Source organism: Aquimarina amphilecti (genome assembly GCF_900109375.1).
Taxonomy (GTDB): Bacteria; Bacteroidota; Bacteroidia; order Flavobacteriales; family Flavobacteriaceae; genus Aquimarina; species Aquimarina amphilecti.
The window spans coordinates 376,321-403,025 of sequence record NZ_FOAB01000004.1 but is presented as its reverse complement, the minus strand read 5'-3'; the positions used below and the strand labels follow the sequence as shown (position 1 = coordinate 403,025).

The following is a 26,705-nucleotide window of genomic DNA, read 5'->3' as shown; positions in this document are numbered from 1 at the left end:
ATGGCACAATATACACGAATTGAAGTCGCACAAATAATGGGAAGCACAGGAATTGTTCCCCTATTCTATCATAAGGATATTGATATAGTAAAGAAAGTAATCAAGGCAACATATGATGGAGGTGCTAGAGTATTTGAATTCACCAACAGAGGTGATCATGCACAGGACATATTTAGTGAAATATCCAAATGGATAGAAAAAGAGCTACCAGGTATGATTCTAGGTATTGGATCCGTTGTTGATTCAGGCACAGCTTCGCTATTTATACAAAAAGGAGCAAACTTTATTGTTTCCCCTATTCTAAATCCAGATATAGCAAAAGTTTGTAATCGTAGAAAAATTGCTTGGCTTCCAGGATGCGCAACACTTACAGAAATAAATTTTGCAGAAGAATTAGGTGCGGAAATAGTAAAAATATTTCCTGCGGCCCAAATTGGCGGAGCTGATTTTGTAAAAGGCATAAAAGCACCTTGTCCTTGGACTAGTATTATGCCAAGTGGAGGAGTTACTCCCGAAGAAAAAAATTTAGTAGCTTGGTTTAATGCAGGCGTTCACTGTGTCGGAATGGGATCCAAACTTATTGTAAAAGATAAAAATGGAAATTTTGATTACAATAAAATCACTGAATTAACCAAAAACTCTCTAAAGATTGTTGAGAATCTAAAAAATAACAATCTCTAAAAAATCCTTTTACTATTACTTATACTTAAATCTTATTAACAATACGAAATTGTTAATAAATCAAGTAAACCACATGATTTTCAATAAAAATTGTGTTAAATAAAAATAAATTTATATATTTGGTTGACCAATTTGGTTGACCAAATATAAATTTCACTCAATTATCAAAATAAGACCACTATGAAAAATTTTCTACTTATCTGTATAATGTTTACAATGAGCTTTGCATTTGCTCAAATTCCTTCGGGATCTGGGGTATATCTTAACAAACTAATTGTTAGCCCTAACGGAGATGATCTTACTAATGAATACATAGAAATCAGAGGTACTGCTGATGCCATAATCCCATCCGATCTATATCTAATAAATGTCGAAGGTGATGGAGAAGGAGATAGAAATGATTTCGGTCAGGTTGGTGAAGTAATTCAATTAGGTGATGGAACTAGAACTTTTGGTTCTAATGGTTTCTTATCAATTGTAGCTAACTATACAGATGAGAACACAAATGTGGTCACAACAAATCCGTACACTAATGTTATTTCATCAGGAACAACTATTGTAACTATAGAGCTTATTGGAAATGATGTTACAGGTTCTTCTAGTAGTAATGTTTCTTCATTTACACCAGATATTGGTTATGATGGAAATTTTGAAGATTGGAGTGCAACCTATATGTTAATACAGGCTCCAAGCAATCCAAGCGGTATAGACATTGATGCTGATGATGATGGTGTTATTGATGCTACAGGAGACCATACTATGTGGACTCGCTATGATTCTGTTAGCTTTTTAGATGAAGATGACCTACTAGGTAATGTTGATCCTAATGACGGTACTGATTTTGGAGAGTTCGGTTATGGTCAGATAATCGTAGTTAGAGATGCTGCAGAAAATGCTGGTTTGTTTTTCACTGATACTGGAGCAACTGTAATAGAAAATACAGGAAGTAATGTACATTTCTGGGGTAGACAAGGAACTTCGACAGGTTTTTCCGCATCCGATTGGATAGCTGCATCGTTTGATGGGACAGGTCCTAATTGGGAGTTCTCTGATAACACAGCAAGAGTATCACCAGCTGAATTTGCTAGTTATATTATTCCAAGCGAAATATATGGAGCCTTAAACCCTACGGCTGCTTTATTATCTGTAACAGAGCAAGAATTAACTGATGATATTTCTTTTTTCCCAAACCCGACTAACAACGTAATCAATATAAACTCTAAGAATGATATAATATCATCTATTGAAATAGTAGATGTAACAGGTAAAATTTTAGTTCAGAAGAAAAGTGATTTAGATGTTGTTGATTTGACAGCTTTCTCAACTGGTTTGTATTATATGAATGTATATGGCGACGGATCTAAGATTACTAAAGCAATAGTTAAAAATTAAGAATACTTTTTAACAGTTTGATTTTAATTTGAGTTTAGATGATATCCTTGCATATTTTTGCAAGGATATCACTATTAAAACCTAAAATTTAACACCTAATAGATAATGAAACTTTTTACTATATTTTTTATTCTATTTATAAGTTTTAGTAGTAAAGCTCAAGTTACGTTAGACGCTAATGGCCCAGGAAGTACTTATGAACTTATTAATAGCGTTTTTGCTCCGACTAGTGGAAATGTTATAGAAGCACCTGGTGTTACTGGTAGCACTTGTGATAATCATTCTACATATTCTGGAACAGATGGAAATCGTCATATAGATGAGATATTTAATACCGATTTAGGAATTAACGTTTTCCGATTTATTATGCACGTTAATGAAGATATCGACCGTGACAAATGTTCTACCACAGATCGACAACGTAATGAAATAAAAACATATGCCCCCTCTCCAGATAACCTCAAAGGAGTAATAGGAGAAACTGTGGAATACAAATGGAAATTTAAAATAGATGCTAATTTTCAACCTTCTGGAAGTTTTACTCATTTTCATCAATTAAAATCTGTAGGAGCGGATTCCGCTGAAGAAAGTCAGCCGCTGATTACCTTAACTGCTAGAAAGGCAAGTCCGGATCGATTAGAATTAAGGTATGCACCTACTACTTCACAATCTACACTTACTACAGTCGATCTATCTGTATTAAAAGGAAATTGGGTTGAAGTTCTTGAAACTGTTACCTATGGTGAGACAGGAAATGCAGATTACAGTATTATTATAAATAATGTAAATACCGGCGTAGAAATCCTGAACTACGCTTCTTCTTCGCTTAGAATGTGGAAAACAAATGCAGATTTTATTAGACCAAAATGGGGAATCTATAGAAGTTTAAATTCTGCCTCAGATTTAAGAGATGAAGAAGTACTATATGCTAACTTTTCCGTAACTGAAAACCCTACGCTCTCTGTACCGACAATATCAGAAAAAGAATTGTTTGATGTATTTCCGAACCCTACTAAAGCAGTAATAAGTTTTAATTTTTTCGAGAACACAAATGACTACACAATATCAGTTATAGGTGGGTCAGGAAAAATTGTCAAGAAACCACAAGAATTAAAAACTACTGATCAGTTAGATATTAGTGATCTTTCTAATGGAGTCTATTTTATAAAAATTATTGATAAGCAAACTAATACTTTTTCTATAAAGAAAATTGTAAAAATAGATTAATAGAAAGTTTAAAATAAAAAACAACATATTATGAAATTTGCTTTTGTACTATTTGCTCTTTTGACATACATTTCTCCTTATGCTCAGGTTTCAATTACCGCAGATGGCCCAGGAAATACATATGAACTAATTACTTCTAAGTTAGCTCCAGGATATAATCCAATAGAAGCGCCAGGAATGACAAGAAATGACTGTAACAACCATCTTAATTATGGTAAACACATCAGCGAAGTTTTTGATGATGAACTCGCCAAGAATGTATTCAAATTTGTCATCCATGTTAAAGAAGACAATGATCGTTGCAAAACTTTTGATAGACAACGTAACGAAATAAAAAGTTATAAATCATCTCCAGATAACTTAAAAGCTACGATTGGAGAAACCGTAGAATACAAATGGAAATTCAAACTAGATAAAAACTTTAAACCATCTAAGAACTTTACGCACCTTCATCAATTAAAATCTGTAGGAGAAACCGAAAAAGCAAAACCTATTATAACCCTCACAGCCAGAAAAGGAAGTGTCGATAAATTAGAACTTAGACACTCTAGCGGAAAAAATCAAAATACACTTAAAAAAGTAGATTTGGATTTATTAAGAGGTAATTGGGTAATGGTTACAGAAAAAGTTACTTATGGAAACGTAGGTAAAACTTCTTACTACATACATATAACTAATTTAAAAACAGGGAATATAATTTTGAAATACCAGAGTGCTAACCTACAAATATGGAATGCAGGTGCAGAATTTGTTAGACCAAAATGGGGAATCTACAGAAGCCTAAAAAACTCATCTAATCTAAGGGATGAGGAAGTATTATTTGCTGATTTTTCTATCACAGAAAATTAATAATTATTAATTCTTTTCTAAAGATCAAAAACTCTACTTAAGTTAAATCCAAAGAAAAAATCACCATCTCCCCAATCTCCAGATCCTTGACCTAAGAAACCGTTTTCAAACATAGGTTGCGCATTTGTAAAATGAACCTGAAATACGTGCCCGCCAGTTTCTATATCAAAACCTATTGATAATGGATTTTTAAAAGTAGAACTACTACTTCTGTTCAAATGATAACCATAGTCTACATTAAGACTAAAGCGTTTGGTTAATTTATAACGCCCTCCTACTCCCATTATGAACTGAGAATTATCTTGATCATCAAATCTTACAAAGTTTTCATGTAAATAAGAAGGTGCTAATTCCAATGAAAGTCTTTTACTAACTTTTCTAGAAATCAAAACTTGAGATACATAAGACAACCTATTATTAAATTCTAATTTAGGTAATTGATCCTTTTCTAAACCAGTATTAATAGTTAACAAGTTATATCCTACAATGGTAAAAGGGAATCCATTCTTTTTCTGTCTCACTAGTCTATACTTAATATGACCTCCATACGTTTTTTGAAATGAACTACGAGCAACACCTACATTCAAGCCATCGGTAATACCATAAATAAATTTAAGTTGAGTAACAGCCTGATCTAAACCAAAAAGATCATCAATACCATTCTCTACACTACCAAAACGATGAGCAACTACAAAATATAAACTTCTTTTATTAACCAATTTTGTAGATTCGAAGTTAACAACCTTAAGTCCCTTAAAGGTAGATGTAACATAATTGTCTTCTTGTACATCAGACTCTAGCTCATCTAATAAATCATCTTGAGCCAATGTAATGTATGGAATTAAAAAAAGTAATAGGAGTTTTCTCATGAAAATCATTTTAAAATACTAATAAAGACTAATTATTTAATAATTGATGTTTGATCTAATTTAACAACTTCCAGAAGTTCATCATATCCTATACATCTTCCTTTTATGGTATATCTTGAATTTAAATCAGATTCAGAAACGCTGTGATTAGTATCAAAAGTACCGTAAGTAGCATTATTAAGCATTAAAGAGTTCTCTTCGATTTCTGTAAGCTCACCTTTAACAATGATAGTCTTGTTTAGATACTTTTTAGAAGCAGCATCAGGATTCTCTGAAAATTCTTTTGCTAAACTAGTTGCATCTATTGTAAATTCAGCCTTTTCTGTTTGAATATCTCTATGAGATTGATATATATATTTATATCCTATAAATGCTCCAACAATTAGAATTAAAACTAAGATTAGTACCTTTTTCATTCTTAAATTATCTCATTTAAACTTGATTAAAAGTATGAAAATTATCAACCTAATGAAACTTATTTTTGCATATCAATTAAAATTGATCTAATTTTTACCTTCCAAAAATAGAGTTCAATAGGTAATTTATGAAAAAACACTTTTTAAAATTTTTAATTCTTTGTGCGATCTTATTCAATGTAAGTTGCGAAAATGATAGCGAAAAAGATTTAATAGATATTACACCTGTAACATTAGTTACTTATAACAACAATGTAAAAAACATCGTTGATAGTAACTGTACTACTTGTCATAATGACCCTCCAATTAACTTCGCTCCTATGCCACTTTTAACTTTTGATCAAGTAAAAGAAGCTGTTGACAATAGAGAGTTACTGAGTAGAGTATCTTCAGAAGATATAAGTTTTTTAATGCCTTCTGGCGGACCTAGATTACCGCAAGCTACCATTGATGTCATATTACAATGGAATACCGATGGATTATTAGAACAATAAAAATTATCATACCTATGAAGAGTTTCTTATCTTTTTTATTAGTATTTGTTTCAACATCTATTATAGCGCAAGGAAAATTTATTACTAAGAAAGGCTCTATTAGTTTCGAAGCTTCCGTCCCTTCTTTTGAAGAAGTCAAAGCTAAAAACTCTACTGTAACTGCAATTCTAAACACGGATAATGGTGAATTTGCTGCCTTAGCTCTAATAAAAGGATTTCGATTTAAGAATGCATTAATGGAAGAGCATTTTAATGAAAACTATATTGAATCTGACGAGTACCCTAAAGCAACTTTTAAGGGTAAACTTGTAAATTATGACAATACTAATATTCAGAATGAATATATTATTAAAGGAACTTTATCGTTACACGGAAAATCCCAAGAGATTGAGACTAAAGGTATTCTAAATAAAGATAGTAATGACACAATTACCATTACTTCAACCTTTATAACAAAACCTGAAGAATTTGATATTAAGATCCCAAGTATTGTTAGTAAAAAGATAGCTGACGATATTTCGGTGTCATTAAACTTTATACTAAAAAAGAAATAATCTTTTTTAACTCTATTTTTCAACCTGAAATATTCCTTTTTAAATTGGATTTTTTCCTCTTTAAGATGTTTTAATTGAATATATATAACATAACTATGTTTATTAGCACTAATAAACCTTGAATTTAAATCCATTCAAAATCTATTTAAATATTAACTATATATCTAAATCATTAGCCATATTTAATTAATTATAACATAAATACATTTAGATGTAAACACACTAATTAGTTATTAAAAAATGCTTGACATTATTTTCAGATAACAATCTAATTAAAACTCAACTCTCTGTGAAATCTCTTAAAACGTTGTTATATTTTTCAATTTTCAGATACCCCCTTTCAGCCGAAGAGATTTATTTATTTTCTAAAGCTTCTGATCAAAGTGAGATCAAAAACGAATTAGAATATCTCAAAGAAAAAGGTGTCATTTCATTTGATGACAGTTACTATTTTCTTGATGGAAACTTACAATCTGTTTCTCGACGTATCGAAGGAAATAAAATGGCTAAATCTGTTATGCAAAAAGCTATAAAAAAAGGAAATTTAATTGCTAAGTTTCCTTATGTAAAAGCTGTTGGTATTTCTGGAGCTTTATCGAAAAATTATCACGATAAAGATGGTGATGTTGATTTTTTTGTTATTACAAAATCAGATCGTTTATGGGTAGCCAGAACATTATTAATGTTATACAAAAAAATATTTTTATTCAATTCTAGAAAGTTCTTTTGTATCAATTACTTTATTGCAGAAAATTCTTTAGAAATATCTGAAAAGAATATATTCACGGCAACTGAACTATTGACACTAATTCCAGTTTCTGGAGATTTTACTAAATTTTATAGTCAAAACCAATGGGTTTCAGACTTTTTGCCCAATTTAGAGATAGGTAAATCTTCTATTAATAATTTAAAAAATAAGCCTCTGATAACTAAATTCATAGAATCATTCTTAAATACTAAAATCGGAAATGGCTTAGAGAATCTTTTTTTGAAAATGACATTAAAAAAATGGAATACTAAATTCAAAACTTTAAATAAAGATGATTTTGACATAGCAATGAAATCTACAGATGGTGTATCCAAGCATCATCCTAGAAATTTCCAAAAAAAGGTCATTGATAGACTTAATAAAAGATACAACGAATTTCAACTTAAGTATAATATAGAATTAGAAAAAGAGCATGCTTGATATTTTATTTTCACATTCTTATTACTATCCTTTAGATCTTAAACAATGGAAGAACCAAACACCTTACCCTCCATTAGGAACAATATATGCTGCTTCTTTAATGCGAGAAAAAGGTTTTGCAGTTGATCTTTTTGACACTAACCTAAGAGATAATCCATATGATATTGAAAAAGAAATAATTAAAAAGAAACCTAAGTTTCTAGTATTATATGATGATGGCTTTAATTACTTGACAAAAATGTGCCTTACCACTATGCGTGAAGCCGCTTTCGAAATGATGAGAATTGGAAAAAGCCATGATTGTACTATAATTGTCAATAGTTCTGATGCTACAGATCATTATCCAAAATATTTATACAATGGTGCGGATTATATTATCCAAGGAGAAGGAGAATTAGTTTTATTAGAACTTATTTCGGCCCTTAAAAATAATCAACCAATAGAGGGAATTAAAAGCATTGTATACATAAAAGATGAAAATACTGTTACTAATTCAAAGCGGGAAGTATTAAAAAATCTAGATGAATTACCAATGCCTGCGTGGGACCTTATTGATATTGACTCTTATAAAAAAGTATGGCATGATGGAGGCAAAGAATTTACTCTAAATCTTGCTACTACCAGAGGATGCCCATTTAAATGCAACTGGTGCGCTAAACCAATTTATGGAAATAGATATAATACGCATTCTCCAGAATATATAGTAAAACACATACAATATTTACAGAAAAACTATGATGTCGAACGTTTCTGGATGTGTGACGATATTTTTGGCTTAACTCCAGGATGGGTACAGAATTTTAATCAAGAACTAAAAAACACAAATACTAAACTAAAATATTACATTCAAAGTAGAGTTGATTTGTTACTTAAAGAAGATACGATAGATGCTCTTGCTGAATCTGGATTACAAGAAGTTTGGGTTGGAGCAGAAAGTGGTTCTCAATCCATCCTCGATGCTATGGATAAAGGAACTAAAGTAGAAGAAATATACAATGCCACAACGTTACTAAAAGAGAAGAATATACGAGTAGCATTTTTTATTCAATTTGGTTATCTCGGTGAAACCAAAGATGATATTTCTAAAACTATAAAAATGATAAAAGAACTAGTTCCTGATGACTTAGGTATATCCGTATCCTATCCACTTCCAGGAACTAAATTCTATGATAAAGTAAAAGATGATCTTCGATTCAAAGCAAATTGGACAGACTCGGATGATTTAGCAATGATGTTTAAGAGTACTTATAATTCTAAATACTATAAAAAACTGCATAGATATGTACATAAGGAATATAGAAAAAGTCAAGGATTACGATTCCTAAAAGCTACTCTAAAGAGCCCTTCTAAAATTTCTACTAATACGTTAAAACGAATATCTTATTTACTATATTATTTCCCAAGTGCATATATGGATGCTCAGGTTTTAAAAAGAATGGAACATATTAATGAATGAAAGTTTTGACATAGCGGCGATAACCTATGATACTACTTTTACTCATAGTAAAATTGGCAAACTCCAAAGAAATTTGGTGTTTGATCATTTGACAAAAATGCTTCCGCCAAATCAAAAATTAGATATTCTAGAAATTAATTGTGGTACTGGTCATGATGCAATATGGCTAGCTGAACAAGGACATCGTGTTATTGCTACAGATATATCATCAGAAATGATTTCGATCGCTAAATCCAAGCAACATAACCAGATCAAAGATCTAGAGTTTCTACAACTAGATATTAACAAGCTAAGCACATTAAATTCTGAACAGCCTTTTGATTTAATATTTTCAGATTTTGGAGGATTAAATTGTCTTTCTCCAGATCAATTAAAAGAGTTTTTTATAGCCGCTCAGAAAAAATTAAAACCAAATGGTATAATCGTAGGAGTTATTATGCCTAGGCAATGTTTGATGGAGAATATTTATTTCATGATGAAAGGTAAATTCAAACAAGCTTTTAGACGTAATACTGATAATGTAGTGGTAGCAAATGTTGATGGAGTCGATGTAAATACTTGGTACTATAATCCAAAAATGATACAGAAAATATCTAGCAAATTATTTAAAACAAATGAATTAAAACCCATCGGATTATGGATTCCTCCTTCTTATCTTGAGTCGTTTTTTAAGAACAAGTCGGGAATTTTAAAAATCTTATCAAATCTGGATATGTTTTTCCGTCGTTTCGCATTCTTATCAAAATATAGTGATCATTACCTAATCTCTCTCATCAAAAAATGAGTATAGTTCTTACCCACGCATATTATCTAAGTACAGATCCTAAGGAACAAAGGATCATGAAACCCTATCCTCCTCTAGGGCAGCTTTATATTTCTGGATACTTAAAAGAACACGGTTTAGAGAATTATGTTTTTGACACAACATTTAGCTCTAAAAAAGAGCAACTAAGTTTTATAGCATCCAAGAAACCAGATGTAGTAGCCATATATGCAAATCTAATGACTAAAGTAGAAGTCATTAAACTTATTAAAACACTAGTTACAAAAGCTACATACGGTTTCCCAAAAATAGTACTAGGAGGTCCTGATGTTACTTATAACACCGAAAATTACTTAAGATCTGGTGCTCAATATATCGTAATCGGTGAAGGAGAAGAAACGTTATATGAACTCCATCAAGCCATTAAAAACAAAACTGACATACACGCAGTTTCAGGAATTGCATATTTAGATAATGACAAAGTAGTAAAAACCACTGCCAGAATAAAAATGAAAGATTTATCAGTGCTTCCCCTCCCGAACCGAGAAGCGATCGATATGCAAAAATATCTTGATACTTGGAAAAATAACCACGGACAAAGTTCTATGACCATTAGTACTCAGCGTGGTTGCCCATATACTTGTAAATGGTGTAGTACAGCAGTTTATGGACAGAGCTATCGAAGAAGACCTGCTAATCTTGTAGCACAAGAATTAGCAATGCTTAAGCAGAACTATAATCCAGATACAATTTGGTTTGTTGATGATGTATTTACAGTAAGTCATAAATGGTTAGCAGAATTTCATAAAGAAGTGATACAACAAGATGCTATTATTCCTTTTGAATGCATTACCCGAGCAGAACGTTTAAATGATGAAGTTTTACAACAGTTAAAAGAAGCTGGTTGTTATCGGATATGGATTGGTGCAGAAAGTGGTTCACAAAAAATAGTGGATGCAATGGATAGACGCGTAAAAGTTGAAACTGTTAGAGAAGCCATCCAGAAAACTAATCAATTAGGTATCGAAACAGGAACTTTTATTATGGTAGGATATCCTGGTGAAGATGAAAAAGATATCGCAGAAACCATACATCATCTAAAAGTAGCGAACCCTACTCATTTCACAATCACTGTTGCTTATCCAATAAAAGGAACTTCTCTATATAATGAAATCGAAAATGATATCACTATACAACCGGATTGGAATACCTCAACAGATAGAGACATTGATTTTAAAAGAACTTATCATCGTAAATTCTATGATTTTGCTGTAAGAAGAATTGTTAATGAAGTAAACTATTTTAAAAACAGAAATAACCTAAAAGAAAAATTAAAATTAAAAGTAAAATCGATAGCCGCTTTACTACTAATGAAATATTATAAATTGAGATAAAATTCTTTATTTAAAAATGGATGATATATGATTAGTGTTGTAATACCAACCAGAAATAGATTAGAATCTTTAAATAGAGTATTAGATTCTCTATATAAACAGACTCTAAAACCTAAAGAAATAATCATTATTGACTCCAGTGATCAAGCTTTTACAACTAAAGATCTCATTACACCGCCTAATACTATTAATTTAATTTTGGAGCGATCCACTCCTTCAGTTTGTGAACAAAGAAACATCGGTATTAAATTAAGTTCTAACTCTATTATTTTATTAAGTGATGATGATTTAGTCTTCGAAGAAGAATATACATTAACATTATATGACTATCTGAAAAAAAATCCCTCTAAAAAAGCTGCTAGCGGAATAATTTTAGAAAAAAACACAAAAGATGAATGGGCATATGCCAATGAGATTTCTGATATAAAACTAATTTATAATTGGTTCTTTGGGCTTTCCATCTTTTCGGATTTATCTAAAAGTAAAAGAGGCAATATTCTTGTTAACCGAATAAAAACTAAATTATCTAACAAAGGAAACCAAATCTCAAAAGCAGGATGGCCTATTTTCGTAAACTGGAATAAAGATGAAAATGATTTTCCTTTTTTTTCATTAATGGGTGCAATGATAAGAAAACCTGAAGAAGATTTATTTGATCCCGTTTTCATATTTAATGGTATTGGAGATAATTATGATGCTTGTATTAAATTAGGCTTTAATATTACCATTCTAAAAAAGATTAAAGCTTTTCATTACAAGGAAATAACGAATCGAATCAATCCAAAAGAAGGTTTCTATTACCGAACTTCAGCATTACATTATATACTACTTAACAATTCTAATTTCTCAAGTTCAAATCGTTTATTTTTACTTTGGTCTTTGATTGGAGTTTTAATTCCAAACTTTCTTAAAATAGATACAGAAATGATAAAATATAATCTGATACTAATCTTCAGAATATTATTTAAAAAAAATCTATATCAAAAAGAAAATCTTAATAATATCAATACATAATAATGATTAAAACATTTGATTTTAAATTTTGAAAAAATTAATTGAACATATAAAATATCTAATTCCTCAATCTAAAAGGAAAAGACTTCCCTTTTTCTTTTCTATTTCTATTGTCAATTCGATTTTAGATTTCATTTCCATTGCATTTTTAACACCATTTATTCTATTAATAATTGATAAAAAGAAAGTAGATGATTTTTTGGTTTTTCATTTTGGCATTACTTATCAAGAAAAGCATATACTATACGCCCTTATAATTCTAATCGCTTTCTATTTACTAAAAAATTTACTCCAAACTAAAATTGTATCTCGACAATCAAAATACCTCTACTCTATTGGGACTTTATTATCTAAGAAACTCGTGTCTAATTTCACCTATGGAAACTATGAGAAATTTTACCTCATCGATAAAGGGCAACTAATCAGAGATTTTCATAAACTTCCGACTATTTTCGTGACTAATATTCTTATCCCGATTTACCACTTAACATCAGAAATAATTATAGTATCTATGATTATGGTCGCAGGATTTATTCTTAATCCTTTGGCAACTATTTTTTCTATAGTTTTTGTCTCTATTTCTGCACTATTATTATTGTTTTTACGTAAAGGTAAAACACAACACTTTAATGAAATCATTTCTAAATCATATAGAGACACCCTAAATAATTTAATGAATATCTTAAACGGAATCATTGAAATAAAAAGTTCTAAGTCAGAAAGAGATTTCATTAATCGATTTGGTAAATCCTATGAGGAACAAAATGACACGCTAGCATCCTTAAGCACTTTTAAACAAAATAATGTACGATATCTAGAAGTAATGACAATTATTTTTATTTCATTTTCTATTGCTTTTATATTATTAAACTCCAGTTCAATGAAAGATCTGGTATTACTTTCTTTTTATGGAAGTGCCGTTATTAAAATTATTCCGTCATTCAATAAAATCATTAACGCATACATAGATTTAAAAAGTAACAAACATGCTGTTGATATTTTAGCCTCTTACAAATTTGACCAACCTAATGAACTAAATGACAATCTGTTCGAAAATTCTTTACTGTTAGAAAACATTAATTTTAATTACCCTAATAACGATTTAATTATATCTAACTGTAACATAGAAATAAAGAAAGGTGACTTTATTGGAATTATGGGCAAATCTGGTTGCGGAAAAACGACCTTACTACATATTATCTGTAGAATGCTTCCATTTAAATCTGGTAAGATCATATTAGATGAAAATGTTATTACGAATACAGCATCGTTTCCTTTCGTATATATGTTATCGCAACATTCATTTATTTTTCAAGGAACATTGATTGAAAATATAACAATGAATAAAAAAGAAGATGTTGATTATAACTATATAAATCATCTCTTTGATAGTTTTGATCTAAAAGATTGGTTTTTAAATTTAGACGATGGTTTTGATACTGTATTAAACATTGATAGTAAAAGTATTTCAGGTGGACAAAAACAACGTTTAGCTTTGATTAGAGCCTTATATACAAAACCAAAAATTCTATTACTTGATGAAGCTACAAATCAACTAAATGAAGATTTAGAGATAAAAATTATGAAATATTTAAAAAGTAGAACAACAGAAAATGAATTATCGATAGTTGCTGTTTTTCATAATAAAGACCTCTCTAAATTTGCCGAGAAACATTACACATTTCAAAACAGTAATCTCATAAAGGGATGAAGAAAAAGTTGTTATTTATTACGCCACTATTTCCAGGGAACAAAAATGAGGATACTATCGTTCCTTTTATTTATCAATTCTGTAATTACTTAGATACTAATTTTGATGATCTAGAAATAGATATAATTACACTCCGATATCCGATTAAAAAAGAGGAATACAATATTAACTCTATTAAAGTGTATGCAATTGGAGGTGGGTTTAAAACCAAATGGAATAGTATATTGGTGATTAGTAAAGCCTTTATAAAAGGTGCCAAACTTTTTGGTAGAAATGACTATGACGGAATCCTATCTTTCTGGTATAGTGACACCGCTATTGTTGGTAAGTTACTTAGGATATTTTTTAGAGTTAAACATTTTACTTGGTTGCAAGGACAAGATGTAAAATCAAATAACAAATATTTTAAACTCTTCAGGCCATCCGCAGATCGACTTATTGTAGTGGGAAAAAACCATCAAAAGGTTTTAAAAAAACATTGGGGTATTACCGCTAAAAAAATTGCCAATGTAGCTGTAGACACCAATAGCTTTCCGAAACTGAATATTGGATCAAGAACCATTGATATTATTGGTGTAGGAAATTTAGGCGCATTAAAAAATTATTCTTTATTTATTGAAATCATTTTCGAATTAAAAAAAGTGTTGAATACTATAAATGTTGTTATCTGTGGAGATGGAGAAGAAAAAGAAAAGCTTACTACTAAAATTAATGCGCTAGGACTAAGAAAAAATATTACATTAATGGGGTATGTACCCAATAACAAGGTTCGAAATCTTTTAAACAATAGTAAACTGTTACTACATACTTCTCAATTCGAAGGGAATTCCATGGTTGTTCAAGAAGCTCTGTATAGTGGTTGCAAAGTAATTAGTACATTCCCTTTATCAGAAAACATAACGAACTTTTTCTTTGAAGATAATAAAGTAGCTTTAATTAAAAAATCAACGGATTTATTAAATAAAAATCAAGAAATTCAACGGGTTAGGCATTTCAAAATTGAAGATACCGCAGATGTAATTTATTCTTGCTTTTTTGATTCTAAATAATGAAACGTTTGATAAATATCTTCTGCTATTGCTTTATGAGTCAATTTATCTTCTACAAATTGCAACAATTCTGATTGTTTTTTAGAATAATCTATAGTTTTCGTTTCACAAAAAGCTTTCAGTAGTTGTTCTCTATTACCTGGTTCAAACAATAAAGCACAGGCTCCATTATTAGTCATATAATTAAAAGACGGAATACTAGTTACAATCGGAACACAACCACACGTCATTGCCTCTGCAAGTGCAAATCCACTACCCTCATAATGAGACCCCAAAACAAAATACTCATGAGTTTGATATAATAACTCGATTTCTTTTCTATCTAATCTTCCAATGTTATCAACTGCTTGTTTTAAAAGTAAATTTGAATCTAATAATTTATGTACTTCTTCTAATAATTCAAATTCATTATATATCATAGTTAATGTAGCCAAAGGTTCTTTAACCAGGTATTTTTGAAAAGCATTCAAAACAGTAATTGGATCTTTATTCTTATCCAATCTTCCAACCCACAAAAAGGATTCTTTCTTTCTCTTAATCTCTGGGTTGAAAGTAAAATTGGCAGCACCTTCCATTACTTCGAAAACTTTATTGCTATCAAAAACTCCAGATACTACCCAACTTTTCGCATTTTCTTTTCCTGTAAAAAGATATCCATCTATATATTTATCAGCCCATTTATATATTAATTTCTTTAAACCTTTGGGCGCTTCAGCATATCCTTGAACCTGAACTAAAATTATTGCTTTCTTACGTAATTGTTTCCTTAGAAAATAACAATATCTCCCGTAACCCATTCCATGTATTAAAATATAATCTGGTGCTAACTTATTTATGAAATTATGGTACAAAAAAGGAATGTTATATTTTTTCAGTTCCTTCCCTTTATAAAAAACATACTGTACTCCTTCTTTTTTCATGGAAAAATCAACTGCAATCCTATTCAATGAGATTGTTTGTATTTTATCCTTCAAATACCGAAGGTACCCTAAACTATAATTAAACTTTTTAATTAATAAATCCGGTTTTTTTATCTTCTCTGAGTGATAATTTAAATCTAGAAAAACCTTATTCATATACAACAGTTAAAAATTTAATCATACCGGTCTTGCTTTACTAATATCTATGATTCTTAAATATATTTTTTTTAATCCTTAGATATTAAAGATTATGACTAAATTTAATTAAATATCTAATAACAAACTCTTGTGACTGATATTAAATTCTATTTGTCGTTTTTTTATAAAATCAACAATTGTTTGACCTATAATTCTTCTTTACTAGTATGAGAAAAAAAATTAAGGATTTCATTATCATTATCTTCATATCATTCCTTTTATTAGTAATATTAGAAGTCATCCTTGGTTTTTTTTTCGAAAACAGAAAATTTCAACATCAATCTAATAAAATAGACCGTGTCTTAGCATCTAATTCATATTCTGAAAAAGATATTCCTTTTATAAAACAGTTTTACAATGATTACCATAAGTTAACCTATGAATGGGATCCATTTACCGAATACAAACTTAAGTCCTACAAGGGTTCAGCAATAAATATAAACCCACAAGGAAACAGAAAAACTATCAATGAAGACACTATCATAACTGATTCTAGATATACTATCTATTGTTTTGGTGGTTCTACTATGTTTGGCGAAGGAGCTAGAGATATAATGACAATACCGTCATTATTATCCAAAAAATTAAAAGAAAAAGAGCCAACAAAAAAATTTCATATTACCAACTACGGTGTTCCCGCTTATAGCAGATCACAAGAAACTGCACTATTAATAGAAGCATTAAAAAAAGGAAAAAAACCCGATATTGTTGTTTTTTATGATGGTTTTAATGAGGTACTTTTAAAACATCCTAATTATTTAAAAAACGTTCGGGAACCAATAAAACAGTCATATGATGCTATCAAAAAATCTAACAAACAATTCATATTAGCACTTAAATCAAGTAATATTAATACGGGTATTAAAAAACTACAAAACAAATTAAAGCACGTAGAAAAAGAAAAATATGATGTTATCATAAACGACTCTATACTTGATGAAATTATAAAAGGATATAGAAATAATATTAAAATTACGGACGCTATCAGTAATCAATATCGTTTTAATATCTTTAATTACTTACAACCATCTGTTTATACCAAGAAATTAAGAACCGAATATGAAAACCTTCAATATAACAAACATGAGGGTTTAGATAAAGTATTTCATAAGTTATATCAACAATTGACAACTGATTCAATATTACAAAACTCAAATAACTTTATCGATATCAGTAACTGTTTTGACACTAGTAAAGAAAATATATTTATTGACAATTGCCATATTTCTGAATACGGTAATTCTATAATAAGTGAAATTATTGCTAATGATATTATCGAATCTATAATTGGTAATTGATATCGGTTTTATAAACTATACTCTTAATAAAAATCACATATAAACCAATTGATTAAACAACTTATATTCTTCTGGATACTTAGATGTATCAAGATCGATATACTGTGAGTTATTAATAATTTTTCCTTCTTTTATATTAGCACTAGGATCCCCACTGGTACCTGTAAAATTAAATGTTTCATATTCAGATTTAAGTGGTGTAGACATCTCTAAGAACTCACTTATTTTATCTAAAATTACATTTGGTGTACGCACCAACTCATCAGAATTTATAACCAAACATTGATCATCGGGTAACCTTTCCTTTAACTTTATTAGATAAGACATCCGATCAGAATAATATTTTTTTGATTTATCATCTGACCATGGTGTATAATGTTTTTTAGTAAGAGCCATAATACTTGCTACTGATGGATCAGGAGGTCGTGCAAGAATAATCATTTTAAGATTCTTTTTTTGAAAAATCTTTGGATTGGGAGTTTTCGAATTATGGTTTATTTGATCTACATAGATTTTTTCAAAAAAATCAACAGACCTATTCTTTAGTAGGGTCTTAGATTTCATATAAAGTAATTTTAAATTACTCTCATATACTGCGTTACTTTCACCAAGTCCTACCATAGTAGGATGTGACAAAAGAATATGAGTCAACAAAGAAGACCTACTCCTCATATGTCCCATTACGAAAAGATATTCAATCCTTTTACTTGCCATTATAGTGTGTGAGTTTATACCAAGTATATATCATATTCAAAAAAAGTAGCTCTATTTATAATTTTTATTGTTCAGTTTTAATAAAATTATGTTCTATCATTTTTTTTAATGAATTCTGATAATTTACTTTCTCAGTTTGTATATGTAAATCTGCCTGTTTAGGAGATTCGTATGGATCATCAATCCCTGTGAAATTTTTTATTTCTCCTTTTAGTACTTTTTTATATAATCCTTTGGGGTCTCTTTCTATGCAACCTTCAATAGAACAATCGATATAAACTAACTTAAAATCAAAACCTTCATTTTCTATAAGTTTCTTAGCACCTAATCTATGATCATTATATGGAGCTATTAGAGAAACAATAACACTGATTCCTTTTTTTAGATAAGAGAGTGATAACTCGGCCGTTAAGATTAACTGTTTATGTCTATCTTCTTTACTAAAACCTAAATCACAGTGCAATGCCTTGCGCAGATCATCTCCATCTAAATGAAAGACTTTATTTTCTCTACTTGAGTAGTAATTTGTTAAACCTTTCCCCAAAGTAGTTTTTCCACTACCCGACAAACCCGTTAAAAGAATAAAAACTGGTTTCAATTATGTTACTATTTTATTTTAATTATTAAAATGATCCTTCTTTTATATGTGCTTTTAAAATAAAGAATAAACAAAAGGTGATACAACAGAATTCTCTGTAAAAACTAATAAAGCTCCTAATAAAACTAAAACAATAATAATTGGGATCAACCAATATTTTTTTTGATGCATCAAAAACTTCAAAAATTCTAAAAATATCCCTGATTTATTCATTACTAATATAATTTTTCATAATCGATACTTTCTTCTTTATCTATCCATCCAATAGTTGTTTTTTTCTTATTTATAATCCTTAAAACAAACGTAATTGGAAAAAAAAGTAAGTAATAGACTATTCCTAAAATAACAAAAGAACTGATCTCTCCCAAAATATTACCTACAAATAACCAAACGAATAGAAAAGGATAAAACAGCATTGGTAACAAAAGCGTAATTATTGACACTCCCACAAAACCAATGGTCCTATTGATCTGTTTTGCATTAAATATGAATCCATCTTTATATACCGAGACACAAAAAATTAACAATAATAACACTAATAATAATCCTCCAAATTGTCGTTGTTTTCTTTTAGCACTACTATTATCCTGAACAATATCTATCACACCACTAATCCAACTCATACTGTATTTGTTTAGAAAGTGTTTCACTTACATTCCTATTCCTTTCTTTATATATTATATAATTACCTAATACCAATATATCCATTTCTGTCTGAAAAAAACATCTCAACGCATCTAACGGAGACGCAACTATGGGTTCGCCTCTAACATTGAATGATGTATTAATCAATACAGGACAAGACGTTTTATCTTCAAAAGAAGAAATTAATTGATGTAGTAATGGATTTTCTTCTGAAGAGAGCGTTTGAACTCTAGCTGTGCCATCTTCATGAATACAAGAAGGTATTTTTTCTTTCTTATCACTTCTAAATGTAAAAAGCATATATTTAGAAGATATACTATCCAAAAACCAATCTTTAGCCTTTTCTTCTAACACTATAGGAGCAAAAGGTCTAAACCCTTCTCTTTTTTTGATTCGCATATTCACATGCTTTTTCATATCACTATATAACGGACTTGCCAAAATACTGCGATTACCCAAAGCTCTGGGTCCAAACTCCATTTTACCCTGAAACCAACCTATTATCTTTTTATCCTTAAGCTGATCCGAAACCTCCTCACATAACTCCTTATCATTTACCAAACTATAATCAATCTGATGCTCCTTTAAAACCGCTTCTATAGCATCATTACTATAGCCAATTCCTAGATATGCTTGTTCTGGTAATCTATTATCGATATAAGTTCTTTCGTTTTTTAAATAATGATACCACCCCACGAAAGCTGCTCCCATTGCTCCTCCACCATCTCCTGCTGCTGGTTGTACCCATATATTTTTAAATATATCTTTAGTAAGCAACTCTCCATTGGCTTTACAATTTAACGCTACTCCTCCTGATAAACATACATTGTCTGATTTAGTTATTTTCTTTGTATACCTAAGTAATTTTACCAAAAAGTCCTCGGTAACTGACTGTATAGAACTTGCGACATCACAATAAAACGATGTCATTTCTTCACTTGGTTTTCTAGCTAATTGTCCTAAAACGTCGCAAAATGCTTTGTTAATTGTAGTTTTACCTTTATCGAATGAGAAATATTTAAGATCTAAATGTATTTCTGCCTGATCTGTAATTGTAACAAAATGTTTTAGAATTAACTCCTTATAAATCGGTTTGCCATACGGAGCCAATCCCATTAACTTATACTCTCCAGAATTAATTTTAAAACCGCAATACTGGGTAAATGCACTGTATAAAAGCCCAAAAGAATGTGGGTAATGTTGTTCTTTTATAATCTTTACTTCATTATTGTTACCTACGCCTATAGTAGTACAAGCCTTTTCTCCCACTCCATCTATCGTAACAATTGCACTTTCGGAAAAAGGTGAAGAAAAAAAAGCTCCTGCTGCGTGTGCTTCGTGATGTTCAGAAAATAAAACGTTACCTGTAAATGCTAATTCTTTTTTAATAATTGCAGGAATCCAAAGTTTAGTTTTTGTCCAAGATTTGATAGATTTTCTAAAAAAAGAAAAACCAAAAGGTGTGTTAGCTTGAATAGAATTAATAATCCTATCAAATTTTAGAAAAGGTTTCTCATAAAAAACGATTACCTCGATCCATTCTATATCAATCCCTCCTTCTTTTAAACAAAACTCAATTGCTTTTTTAGGAAAAGAAGGATCATGTTTTTTTCGAGTAAAACGTTCTTCTTGAGCCGCAGCTATAATTTTTCCATTTTTAAGCAAGCAAGCTGCCGAATCATGATAAAACGCTGAAATTCCTAAAATATAACTCACACTCTATTCGTTTGATAATAATTCCTCTACTAAAAAAGTGCCTAAAACCTTTTGACCATACTCGTTTAAATGAGGATCGTTAAGATAATAAAGTCTTTTCTCTTTCGTATCTTTTTCTCGTAATTGTTCTAAAGGGTTTAGTAAAGTCACATTTTGATATTGTTGTATATCCAAAGAAGCTTTATCAAAAAAACCATATTCCGTTTTCTTAAATTCAGTTTCATCAGAAAACTTTGCTCCCAATTGACGCATATTATTAAAATAAAAAGAATTTAATTGCGAACAATGTGGGACAAAAACAATAAAGACTTGGACATCAGTTGGGATTCCTTCTATAAATTCTTTTAATTCATCAATCCAGATAGCATATCGGTGTTGAAAACTCCCTTCTGCTGTTACTGATTTATATAAGTATGCTGAATCCGACTTAAAATATAATTTGCTTCGCTGATTATAATCCTTTACACTAAATCTTTGATCATTAAACGTCTTATTAATTGGTGCAACGCTCGATTTAAAATGCCCCAACCGATAATTGACATAAGAACTACTCAGAAACATATCGGATACATCCCAGTATACATTTCTTATCAAGGGTAATTCTTTATAATTGGTCAAGTGATCAACATCTATAAGATCATTCCCAACATATACCTGATAGATAATATTTTTTGGCTGATATTTCTGTATTCGTCGATTTACAAAAGTATTAACCTGCTTCACTCCTATCCCCTGTACGCCAGAATTTATAAATGTTTTATCACTAGAACTTCTTAGGTACTCAATATAATTATCTGTTGTGGCAGAAAAAGAATCTCCAAACACTAAATAATTTATATTCTTAGATTCGATATCATTAGCTTCATTTAGAGAAGTAAACTCTGCTTTATAAAAATCAATAACAGAAAATCGATACGATAGCTCAAAAAGAAAAAACACAATAATCAGAACAATCACTGTTTGATATAACCACCTTAAAACTTTCTTCACACCTTGGAAAATTATCTAATTATCGTTTCTAAATCTCGCATGCTTGTAGCATAATCAGCAGCATAAATTGAAAAACATCAAAATCGTAAAGAGTTCTTTTTCTCAAAATCTTCTTTAGTAATCGGCTTACCATTAATTGTGGTGGTATCCCAATCTTGTGTTATTTTCCATATACCATTGATCTTTTTTAGTACGATATGGAACTGGCCATACAAGTATTGTGTCTTACTATCCGCAGTAATTCCTATTTTATAAAAACCAACTTCGTACGAAGTATCGTCATTGGTATGCCTACTATCAAACCAAAAATCTAATTTTATTTGTGTATTACTTTCTTTAGAAGCTTTTAGACGTTCTACATTCTTACTCTTAAATACATTCTTGGTATCAATCCCTTCTGGCGTAACACGTAATACCTCATCTGCATATATCGCGTTTAATGATACTGCATCTAACGCTTCATACGCTTTCTGGAACGGTTTCCAAACGGTTTGATCGATTTGCTTTTGGGTTTCCGAACTACTCACCTGCCCAATCATAATGCAGTTAAATAACATAAAAACAGCAATGAAAATTCTAATCATAATATATGTATTGGTAAAAGTATAAAGTTAAAACTTTCTTTAGTTTTAAAAACATAATCACTTTGCGAACAAAAAATCCCGCTAAAAAAGCGGGATTTTAAATTATATATTTTATTAAAATTACTTACTTAAGTACATCTTACGTCTTGAATATAGATCGTAAAACTGATCATCTTTAAGATCATCAATAAATAAAATACTTTCTCCAGTACTCTTCATCTCTGGTCCCAGTTTCTTATTTACATTAGGGAACTTATTAAATGAAAACACAGGCTGTTTGATTGCATACCCATCCAAATGTGGTTTAAAATCAAAATCCGTAACCTTCTTCTCTCCTAACATTACCTTAGTAGCATAATTTACATATGGTTCTCCATACGCTTTCGCTATAAAAGGTACCGTTCTAGAGGCTCTTGGATTTGCTTCTATAATGTATACGACATCGTCTTTAATAGCAAACTGTATGTTAATCAATCCAACAGTATTCAATGCCAATGCAATTTTATGCGTATGATCCTTGATTTGTTGCATAACAAATTCTCCAAGGTTAAACGGAGGTAAGGTAGCATTAGAATCTCCCGAGTGTATCCCGCAAGGTTCAATGTGTTCCATGATACCAATGATATACACATTCTCTCCATCACAGATTGCATCTGCTTCGGCCTCTATAGCTCCATCAAGGTAGTGATCTAATAATAATTTATTATTCGGTATTTTGCGTAATAAATCAACTACGTGCTCTTCTAATTCTTGCTTATTGATCACAATTTTCATTCCCTGACCACCAAGTACATAAGATGGACGTACTAATATTGGAAAATCTAAACGATCTGCAACCTCTAGCGCTTCATCAGCAGTTTCTGCAATATCAAACTCTGGATAAGGAATGTTATTTTCTTTTAATAGAGTAGAGAAACTCCCTCTATCTTCTGCTAAATCCAATGATTGATAGGTTGTTCCTATAATTTTGATACCATAGCGATCAAGCTTTTCTGCAAGTTTCAAAGCTGTTTGCCCACCTAACTGAACGATAACACCTTCTGGTTTTTCGTGACGAATGATATCATATATATGCTCCCAGAAAACAGGTTCGAAATATAATTTATCGGCTGTGTCAAAATCTGTAGAAACTGTCTCAGGATTACAGTTAATCATAATCGTTTCATACCCGCATTCTGCTGAAGCCAAGACTCCGTGAACACAACAGTAATCAAACTCAATACCTTGTCCAATACGATTCGGTCCAGATCCTAATACTACTATTTTCTTTTTATCAGTAACAATACTTTCGTTGGATACAGATACTTCCCCATCGGGAGTTTCTATTTCTGCTTCGAAAGTAGAATAGAAATAAGGAGTTTTCGCTTTAAATTCAGCGGCACAAGTATCCACCAATTTATATACTCTATTAACTCCTAGTTCATCTCTTTTGTTATAAACTTCACTTTCATAGCAACCAAGCATATGAGCAATTTGTCTATCTGCAAATCCTTTTTGTTTTGCTTCTAGAATCAAATCCTTAGTCAATGAATGAATTGTATATGTAGAGATTTCTTTTTCTAATAAATGTAATTCTTCATATTGTTTTAAGAACCACATATCTATTTTAGTAATCTCATGGATTCTACTTAATGGAATTCCCATTTGGATAGCATCATAGATTACAAATACTCGATCCCAACTCGCATATGTTAGTTTTTCAATAATCTGATCATAGTCTTTATATCCTTTTCCGTCAGCTCCAAGGCCATTTCTCTTAATTTCTAGAGATTGAGTTGCTTTATGCAAGGCCTCTTGAAATGAACGTCCAATCCCCATTACTTCTCCTACAGATTTCATCTGGAGTCCAAGTCTGCGGTCCGATCCTTCGAATTTGTCGAAATTCCAACGAGGTATCTTTACTATTACATAATCTAAGGTAGGTTCAAATAAAGCTGACGTAGATTTTGTAATTTGATTATCCAATTCATCTAGTGTATAACCGATTGCTAGTTTTGCTGCAATTTTTGCAATCGGATATCCTGTTGCTTTTGAAGCTAATGCAGATGAGCGTGATACACGTGGATTAATCTCTATCGCTATAATTTCTTCATTTTCATCTGGACTTACTGCAAACTGTACATTACATCCACCAGCAAAATCACCAATACTACGCATCATATGGATAGCCATATCACGCATACGTTGGTATGTTTTATCACTTAATGTCATTGCTGGAGCAACCGTAATAGAATCTCCAGTATGAATACCCATTGGATCCATATTTTCGATCGCACATATAATAACTACATTATCATTGGCATCTCTTAACAACTCTAATTCGTATTCTTTCCACCCAATCAAAGCTTTATCAATCATCACCTCATGGATAGGAGAAACTTCTAACCCTCGAGTTAACAACTCATCAAATTCTTCTTCTTTATATACAAAAGAAGCTCCTGCTCCACCTAGAGTATAGGATGCTCGTATTACCAATGGAAAACCAAACTCCTGAGCAATTTCTTTTCCTTTTAGGTAAGAGCCTGCTGTAGCTTGTGGTGCCATTCCAATCCCGATCTTAAGCATTAACTCTCTAAATTGCTCACGATCTTCTGTTATATTAATGGCATCTATATCTACACCTATAATCTCTACATTAAAATCTTTCCAAATTCCTTTTTCATCCGCTTCAATACAAAGATTTAATGCGGTTTGACCTCCCATAGTTGGCAGTACCGCATCTATGTTTGGATGATTTTTAAGGATTTCGATAATAGATTTAGTATTCAATGGTTTCAGATACACATGATCTGCCATTGAAGGATCCGTCATTATAGTTGCAGGATTAGAATTTATCAATATGGTTTCTATTCCATCTTCGCGTAAAGAACGTAAAGCTTGTGATCCGGAATAGTCAAACTCACATGCCTGGCCAATAATGATTGGTCCTGATCCAATGATCAATATACTCTTGAGTTTTTCGTTTTTTGGCATTTTGGTGTTGGTATTGAAATTTTAAAAAATAATTTAGGAATCAACTAGATATAAAAAAAGGCGTTACTCCTAAAAGTAACACCTTAAATATTTTCGTCGCACTACAATCATTAGTGCTTATGTCTTAATTCTGAAGAAACAGATAGCTTCTTTCTGCCTTTAGCTCTTCTACGAGCAAGGACCTTTCTACCATTAGCAGAAGCCATACGCTCTCTAAAACCGTGTTTGTTTTTTCTCTTTCTCTTCGATGGTTGAAACGTTCTTTTCATTGCTATCTATCTTTATATATCTTCTTGAAATCTCTTTTTTGTAAAACTAGTTGGAATCTCATCCCAAAACTGCGGGCAAATATACGAAGAGTTTTTACTTTCACAAACCTAAATATCAAAATATTTATAATTGTTTTTATTACCTTTGCCGCGACAAAAAAAATAATACATTTTATGTACAACAAAAATATTAAATTAGTAATTGCAGCATTAATTGTTGGTACTGCCGTTTGGCAAATGATAGAAGGATATATTGGAAACGGAATTATGCTAATTTTACTAGCTTCTATTTTTGTGTTTTTGTATTTTAAAAATGAATTAATTTTACTTTCATTTTTAAGGTTACGTAAACAAGATTTCCCAGGAGCAAAAAAATGGTTAGATAGAATTAAGGATCCTGAAAGTGCTCTTACCACAAAACAACAAGGTTATTACAACTACCTTTTAGGTATCATGCTATCCCAGACTAACATCACACAAGCAGAAAAATATTTAAAGAAAGCAATTAAGTTAGGATTATCTATGAATCAAGATTTAGCAGTAGCTAAACTTAATCTTGCTGGTATTGCCATGACGAAAAGAAGGAAGAGAGAAGCTCAAAATTTACTTACTGAAGCTAAGAAATTAGACAAACACGGCATGCTAAAGGAGCAAATCACTATGATGAAACAACAAATGAAAAAGATTTAGGCACACTAATTGCTCCTATAATTACGTTATCTAGTAGTTTATAGGGTAAAAA

The 26,705-nt window shown here is 30.7% G+C and carries 27 protein-coding genes; 15 read left to right on the top strand and 12 right to left on the bottom strand.

Annotated elements, in window-relative coordinates:
- From BMY33_RS12425 to BMY33_RS12410, 4 genes are all read left to right on the top strand, one after another.
- Positions 1–681 carry a bifunctional 4-hydroxy-2-oxoglutarate aldolase/2-dehydro-3-deoxy-phosphogluconate aldolase gene (locus tag BMY33_RS12425; protein WP_091408903.1) on the top strand — a complete coding sequence of 227 codons (681 nt, stop codon included), beginning with the start codon at positions 1–3 and terminating at the stop codon, positions 679–681.
- A 180-nt stretch (positions 682–861) separates the two neighbouring features.
- Positions 862–2,073 carry a T9SS type A sorting domain-containing protein gene (locus tag BMY33_RS12420; protein WP_091408900.1) on the top strand — a complete coding sequence of 404 codons (1,212 nt, stop codon included), beginning with the start codon at positions 862–864 and terminating at the stop codon, positions 2,071–2,073.
- A gap of 105 nt (positions 2,074–2,178) precedes the next feature.
- Entirely contained in the window at positions 2,179–3,300 is a 1,122-nt protein-coding gene (locus BMY33_RS12415; protein ID WP_091408898.1) for a T9SS type A sorting domain-containing protein, read from the top strand.
- 30 nt (positions 3,301–3,330) lie between these two features.
- Positions 3,331–4,149: a heparin lyase I family protein gene (locus BMY33_RS12410; protein WP_091408896.1), complete on the top strand. Its 819-nt coding sequence runs from the start codon at positions 3,331–3,333 to the stop codon at positions 4,147–4,149.
- Between the two features lie 17 nt (positions 4,150–4,166).
- Here the strand turns inward: BMY33_RS12410 and BMY33_RS12405 are convergent, their stop codons facing one another.
- Positions 4,167–5,018, bottom strand: coding sequence for a DUF5777 family beta-barrel protein (locus BMY33_RS12405; protein WP_091408891.1), 852 nt, complete (start codon positions 5,016–5,018; stop codon positions 4,167–4,169).
- A 32-nt stretch (positions 5,019–5,050) separates the two neighbouring features.
- Positions 5,051–5,434 carry an OB-fold protein gene (locus tag BMY33_RS12400; protein ID WP_091408888.1) on the bottom strand — a complete coding sequence of 128 codons (384 nt, stop codon included), beginning with the start codon at positions 5,432–5,434 and terminating at the stop codon, positions 5,051–5,053.
- 128 nt (positions 5,435–5,562) lie between these two features.
- On the opposite strand from BMY33_RS12400, the gene BMY33_RS12395 reads away from it, so the two are divergent.
- The 9 genes from BMY33_RS12395 (at position 5,563) to BMY33_RS12355 (ending at position 15,058) form a co-directional block, all read left to right on the top strand.
- Positions 5,563–5,928: a hypothetical protein gene (locus BMY33_RS12395; protein ID WP_091408887.1), complete on the top strand. Its 366-nt coding sequence runs from the start codon at positions 5,563–5,565 to the stop codon at positions 5,926–5,928.
- Positions 5,929–5,942: 14 nt separating this feature from the next.
- Positions 5,943–6,482 carry a YceI family protein gene (locus BMY33_RS12390; protein WP_091408884.1) on the top strand — a complete coding sequence of 180 codons (540 nt, stop codon included), beginning with the start codon at positions 5,943–5,945 and terminating at the stop codon, positions 6,480–6,482.
- A gap of 289 nt (positions 6,483–6,771) precedes the next feature.
- A complete protein-coding gene (locus BMY33_RS12385) occupies positions 6,772–7,671 on the top strand; it encodes a nucleotidyltransferase (RefSeq protein ID WP_091409466.1) in 900 nt (299 codons plus the stop codon).
- Positions 7,664–9,127, top strand: coding sequence for a B12-binding domain-containing radical SAM protein (locus BMY33_RS12380; RefSeq protein ID WP_091408882.1), 1,464 nt, complete (start codon positions 7,664–7,666; stop codon positions 9,125–9,127). Before BMY33_RS12385 ends, BMY33_RS12380 begins: the two co-directional genes overlap by 8 nt.
- Entirely contained in the window at positions 9,120–9,911 is a 792-nt protein-coding gene (locus BMY33_RS12375) for a class I SAM-dependent methyltransferase (RefSeq protein ID WP_091408878.1), read from the top strand. Before BMY33_RS12380 ends, BMY33_RS12375 begins: the two co-directional genes overlap by 8 nt.
- A complete protein-coding gene (locus BMY33_RS12370) occupies positions 9,908–11,284 on the top strand; it encodes a B12-binding domain-containing radical SAM protein (RefSeq protein WP_091408875.1) in 1,377 nt (458 codons plus the stop codon). Before BMY33_RS12375 ends, BMY33_RS12370 begins: the two co-directional genes overlap by 4 nt.
- Positions 11,285–11,311: 27 nt before the next feature.
- Positions 11,312–12,298, top strand: a complete 987-nt coding sequence (locus BMY33_RS12365; RefSeq protein ID WP_091408872.1) for a glycosyltransferase family 2 protein — start codon at positions 11,312–11,314, stop codon at positions 12,296–12,298.
- Positions 12,299–12,326: 28 nt separating this feature from the next.
- The gene (locus BMY33_RS12360; RefSeq protein ID WP_091408870.1) at positions 12,327–14,009 is read left to right on the top strand and encodes an ATP-binding cassette domain-containing protein; all 1,683 of its coding nucleotides are present in this window, start codon (positions 12,327–12,329) and stop codon (positions 14,007–14,009) included.
- Positions 14,006–15,058: a glycosyltransferase family 4 protein gene (locus BMY33_RS12355; RefSeq protein ID WP_091408868.1), complete on the top strand. Its 1,053-nt coding sequence runs from the start codon at positions 14,006–14,008 to the stop codon at positions 15,056–15,058. Before BMY33_RS12360 ends, BMY33_RS12355 begins: the two co-directional genes overlap by 4 nt.
- Here the strand turns inward: BMY33_RS12355 and BMY33_RS12350 are convergent.
- Positions 15,031–16,134 carry a glycosyltransferase family 4 protein gene (locus BMY33_RS12350; protein WP_091408866.1) on the bottom strand — a complete coding sequence of 368 codons (1,104 nt, stop codon included), beginning with the start codon at positions 16,132–16,134 and terminating at the stop codon, positions 15,031–15,033. The genes BMY33_RS12355 and BMY33_RS12350 overlap by 28 nt on opposite strands.
- A 209-nt stretch (positions 16,135–16,343) precedes the next feature.
- On the opposite strand from BMY33_RS12350, the gene BMY33_RS12345 reads away from it, so the two are divergent.
- Positions 16,344–17,474, top strand: coding sequence for an SGNH/GDSL hydrolase family protein (locus BMY33_RS12345; RefSeq protein WP_091408863.1), 1,131 nt, complete (start codon positions 16,344–16,346; stop codon positions 17,472–17,474).
- Positions 17,475–17,507: 33 nt separating this feature from the next.
- On the opposite strand, the gene BMY33_RS12340 is transcribed toward BMY33_RS12345, so the two are convergent.
- The 9 genes from BMY33_RS12340 to rpmH all read right to left on the bottom strand — a co-directional run bounded on the left by BMY33_RS12340 (position 17,508) and on the right by rpmH (position 25,963).
- Complete coding sequence (locus tag BMY33_RS12340; RefSeq protein ID WP_091408862.1) at positions 17,508–18,188, bottom strand: sulfotransferase domain-containing protein; 681 nt, start codon at positions 18,186–18,188, stop codon at positions 17,508–17,510.
- A gap of 64 nt (positions 18,189–18,252) precedes the next feature.
- Complete coding sequence (gene cysC / locus BMY33_RS12335; RefSeq protein WP_091408859.1) at positions 18,253–18,786, bottom strand: adenylyl-sulfate kinase; 534 nt, start codon at positions 18,784–18,786, stop codon at positions 18,253–18,255.
- Between the two features lie 54 nt (positions 18,787–18,840).
- Positions 18,841–18,999, bottom strand: coding sequence for a DUF5989 family protein (locus BMY33_RS23795; protein ID WP_256439425.1), 159 nt, complete (start codon positions 18,997–18,999; stop codon positions 18,841–18,843).
- Positions 19,000–19,001: 2 nt separating this feature from the next.
- On the bottom strand, positions 19,002–19,409 hold the full coding sequence (locus tag BMY33_RS12330; RefSeq protein ID WP_091408856.1) for an SxtJ family membrane protein: 408 nt from the start codon (positions 19,407–19,409) through the stop codon (positions 19,002–19,004).
- On the bottom strand, positions 19,396–21,147 hold the full coding sequence (locus tag BMY33_RS12325; protein WP_091408855.1) for a carbamoyltransferase family protein: 1,752 nt from the start codon (positions 21,145–21,147) through the stop codon (positions 19,396–19,398). Before BMY33_RS12325 ends, BMY33_RS12330 begins: the two co-directional genes overlap by 14 nt.
- Positions 21,148–21,150: 3 nt before the next feature.
- Positions 21,151–22,137, bottom strand: coding sequence for a hypothetical protein (locus BMY33_RS12320; RefSeq protein ID WP_139195648.1), 987 nt, complete (start codon positions 22,135–22,137; stop codon positions 21,151–21,153).
- A gap of 77 nt (positions 22,138–22,214) precedes the next feature.
- Positions 22,215–22,721: a nuclear transport factor 2 family protein gene (locus BMY33_RS12315; protein WP_091408851.1), complete on the bottom strand. Its 507-nt coding sequence runs from the start codon at positions 22,719–22,721 to the stop codon at positions 22,215–22,217.
- 120 nt (positions 22,722–22,841) lie between these two features.
- Positions 22,842–25,694: a carbamoyl-phosphate synthase large subunit gene (gene carB / locus BMY33_RS12310; protein WP_091408848.1), complete on the bottom strand. Its 2,853-nt coding sequence runs from the start codon at positions 25,692–25,694 to the stop codon at positions 22,842–22,844.
- Positions 25,695–25,804: 110 nt separating this feature from the next.
- Positions 25,805–25,963, bottom strand: a complete 159-nt coding sequence (gene rpmH, locus BMY33_RS12305) for a 50S ribosomal protein L34 (RefSeq protein ID WP_081414554.1) — start codon at positions 25,961–25,963, stop codon at positions 25,805–25,807.
- A 174-nt stretch (positions 25,964–26,137) separates the two neighbouring features.
- On the opposite strand from rpmH, the gene BMY33_RS12300 reads away from it, so the two are divergent.
- Positions 26,138–26,653 carry a hypothetical protein gene (locus BMY33_RS12300; protein WP_091408845.1) on the top strand — a complete coding sequence of 172 codons (516 nt, stop codon included), beginning with the start codon at positions 26,138–26,140 and terminating at the stop codon, positions 26,651–26,653.
- Positions 26,654–26,705: the final 52 nt, after the last annotated feature.

What these genes read in the sequence shown, in the direction of transcription:
- BMY33_RS12345 (WP_091408863.1), top strand. Translation starts at nt 16,344, where the DNA reads ATGAGAAAAAAAATTAAGGATTTCATTATCATTATCTTCATATCATTC.
- BMY33_RS12340 (WP_091408862.1), bottom strand. Translation starts at nt 18,188, where the DNA reads ATGGCAAGTAAAAGGATTGAATATCTTTTCGTAATGGGACATATGAGG.
- BMY33_RS12395 (WP_091408887.1), top strand. Translation starts at nt 5,563, where the DNA reads ATGAAAAAACACTTTTTAAAATTTTTAATTCTTTGTGCGATCTTATTC.
- BMY33_RS12315 (WP_091408851.1), bottom strand. Translation starts at nt 22,721, where the DNA reads ATGATTAGAATTTTCATTGCTGTTTTTATGTTATTTAACTGCATTATG.
- BMY33_RS12370 (WP_091408875.1), top strand. Translation starts at nt 9,908, where the DNA reads ATGAGTATAGTTCTTACCCACGCATATTATCTAAGTACAGATCCTAAG.
- BMY33_RS12365 (WP_091408872.1), top strand. Translation starts at nt 11,312, where the DNA reads ATGATTAGTGTTGTAATACCAACCAGAAATAGATTAGAATCTTTAAAT.
- BMY33_RS12415 (WP_091408898.1), top strand. Translation starts at nt 2,179, where the DNA reads ATGAAACTTTTTACTATATTTTTTATTCTATTTATAAGTTTTAGTAGT.
- BMY33_RS12330 (WP_091408856.1), bottom strand. Translation starts at nt 19,409, where the DNA reads ATGAGTTGGATTAGTGGTGTGATAGATATTGTTCAGGATAATAGTAGT.
- BMY33_RS12420 (WP_091408900.1), top strand. Translation starts at nt 862, where the DNA reads ATGAAAAATTTTCTACTTATCTGTATAATGTTTACAATGAGCTTTGCA.
- BMY33_RS12350 (WP_091408866.1), bottom strand. Translation starts at nt 16,134, where the DNA reads ATGAATAAGGTTTTTCTAGATTTAAATTATCACTCAGAGAAGATAAAA.
- BMY33_RS12400 (WP_091408888.1), bottom strand. Translation starts at nt 5,434, where the DNA reads ATGAAAAAGGTACTAATCTTAGTTTTAATTCTAATTGTTGGAGCATTT.
- BMY33_RS12390 (WP_091408884.1), top strand. Translation starts at nt 5,943, where the DNA reads ATGAAGAGTTTCTTATCTTTTTTATTAGTATTTGTTTCAACATCTATT.
- rpmH (WP_081414554.1), bottom strand. Translation starts at nt 25,963, where the DNA reads ATGAAAAGAACGTTTCAACCATCGAAGAGAAAGAGAAAAAACAAACAC.
- BMY33_RS12410 (WP_091408896.1), top strand. Translation starts at nt 3,331, where the DNA reads ATGAAATTTGCTTTTGTACTATTTGCTCTTTTGACATACATTTCTCCT.
- BMY33_RS12405 (WP_091408891.1), bottom strand. Translation starts at nt 5,018, where the DNA reads ATGAGAAAACTCCTATTACTTTTTTTAATTCCATACATTACATTGGCT.
- BMY33_RS12300 (WP_091408845.1), top strand. Translation starts at nt 26,138, where the DNA reads ATGTACAACAAAAATATTAAATTAGTAATTGCAGCATTAATTGTTGGT.
- BMY33_RS23795 (WP_256439425.1), bottom strand. Translation starts at nt 18,999, where the DNA reads ATGAATAAATCAGGGATATTTTTAGAATTTTTGAAGTTTTTGATGCAT.
- BMY33_RS12380 (WP_091408882.1), top strand. Translation starts at nt 7,664, where the DNA reads ATGCTTGATATTTTATTTTCACATTCTTATTACTATCCTTTAGATCTT.
- BMY33_RS12425 (WP_091408903.1), top strand. Translation starts at nt 1, where the DNA reads ATGGCACAATATACACGAATTGAAGTCGCACAAATAATGGGAAGCACA.
- BMY33_RS12355 (WP_091408868.1), top strand. Translation starts at nt 14,006, where the DNA reads ATGAAGAAAAAGTTGTTATTTATTACGCCACTATTTCCAGGGAACAAA.
- BMY33_RS12375 (WP_091408878.1), top strand. Translation starts at nt 9,120, where the DNA reads ATGAATGAAAGTTTTGACATAGCGGCGATAACCTATGATACTACTTTT.
- carB (WP_091408848.1), bottom strand. Translation starts at nt 25,694, where the DNA reads ATGCCAAAAAACGAAAAACTCAAGAGTATATTGATCATTGGATCAGGA.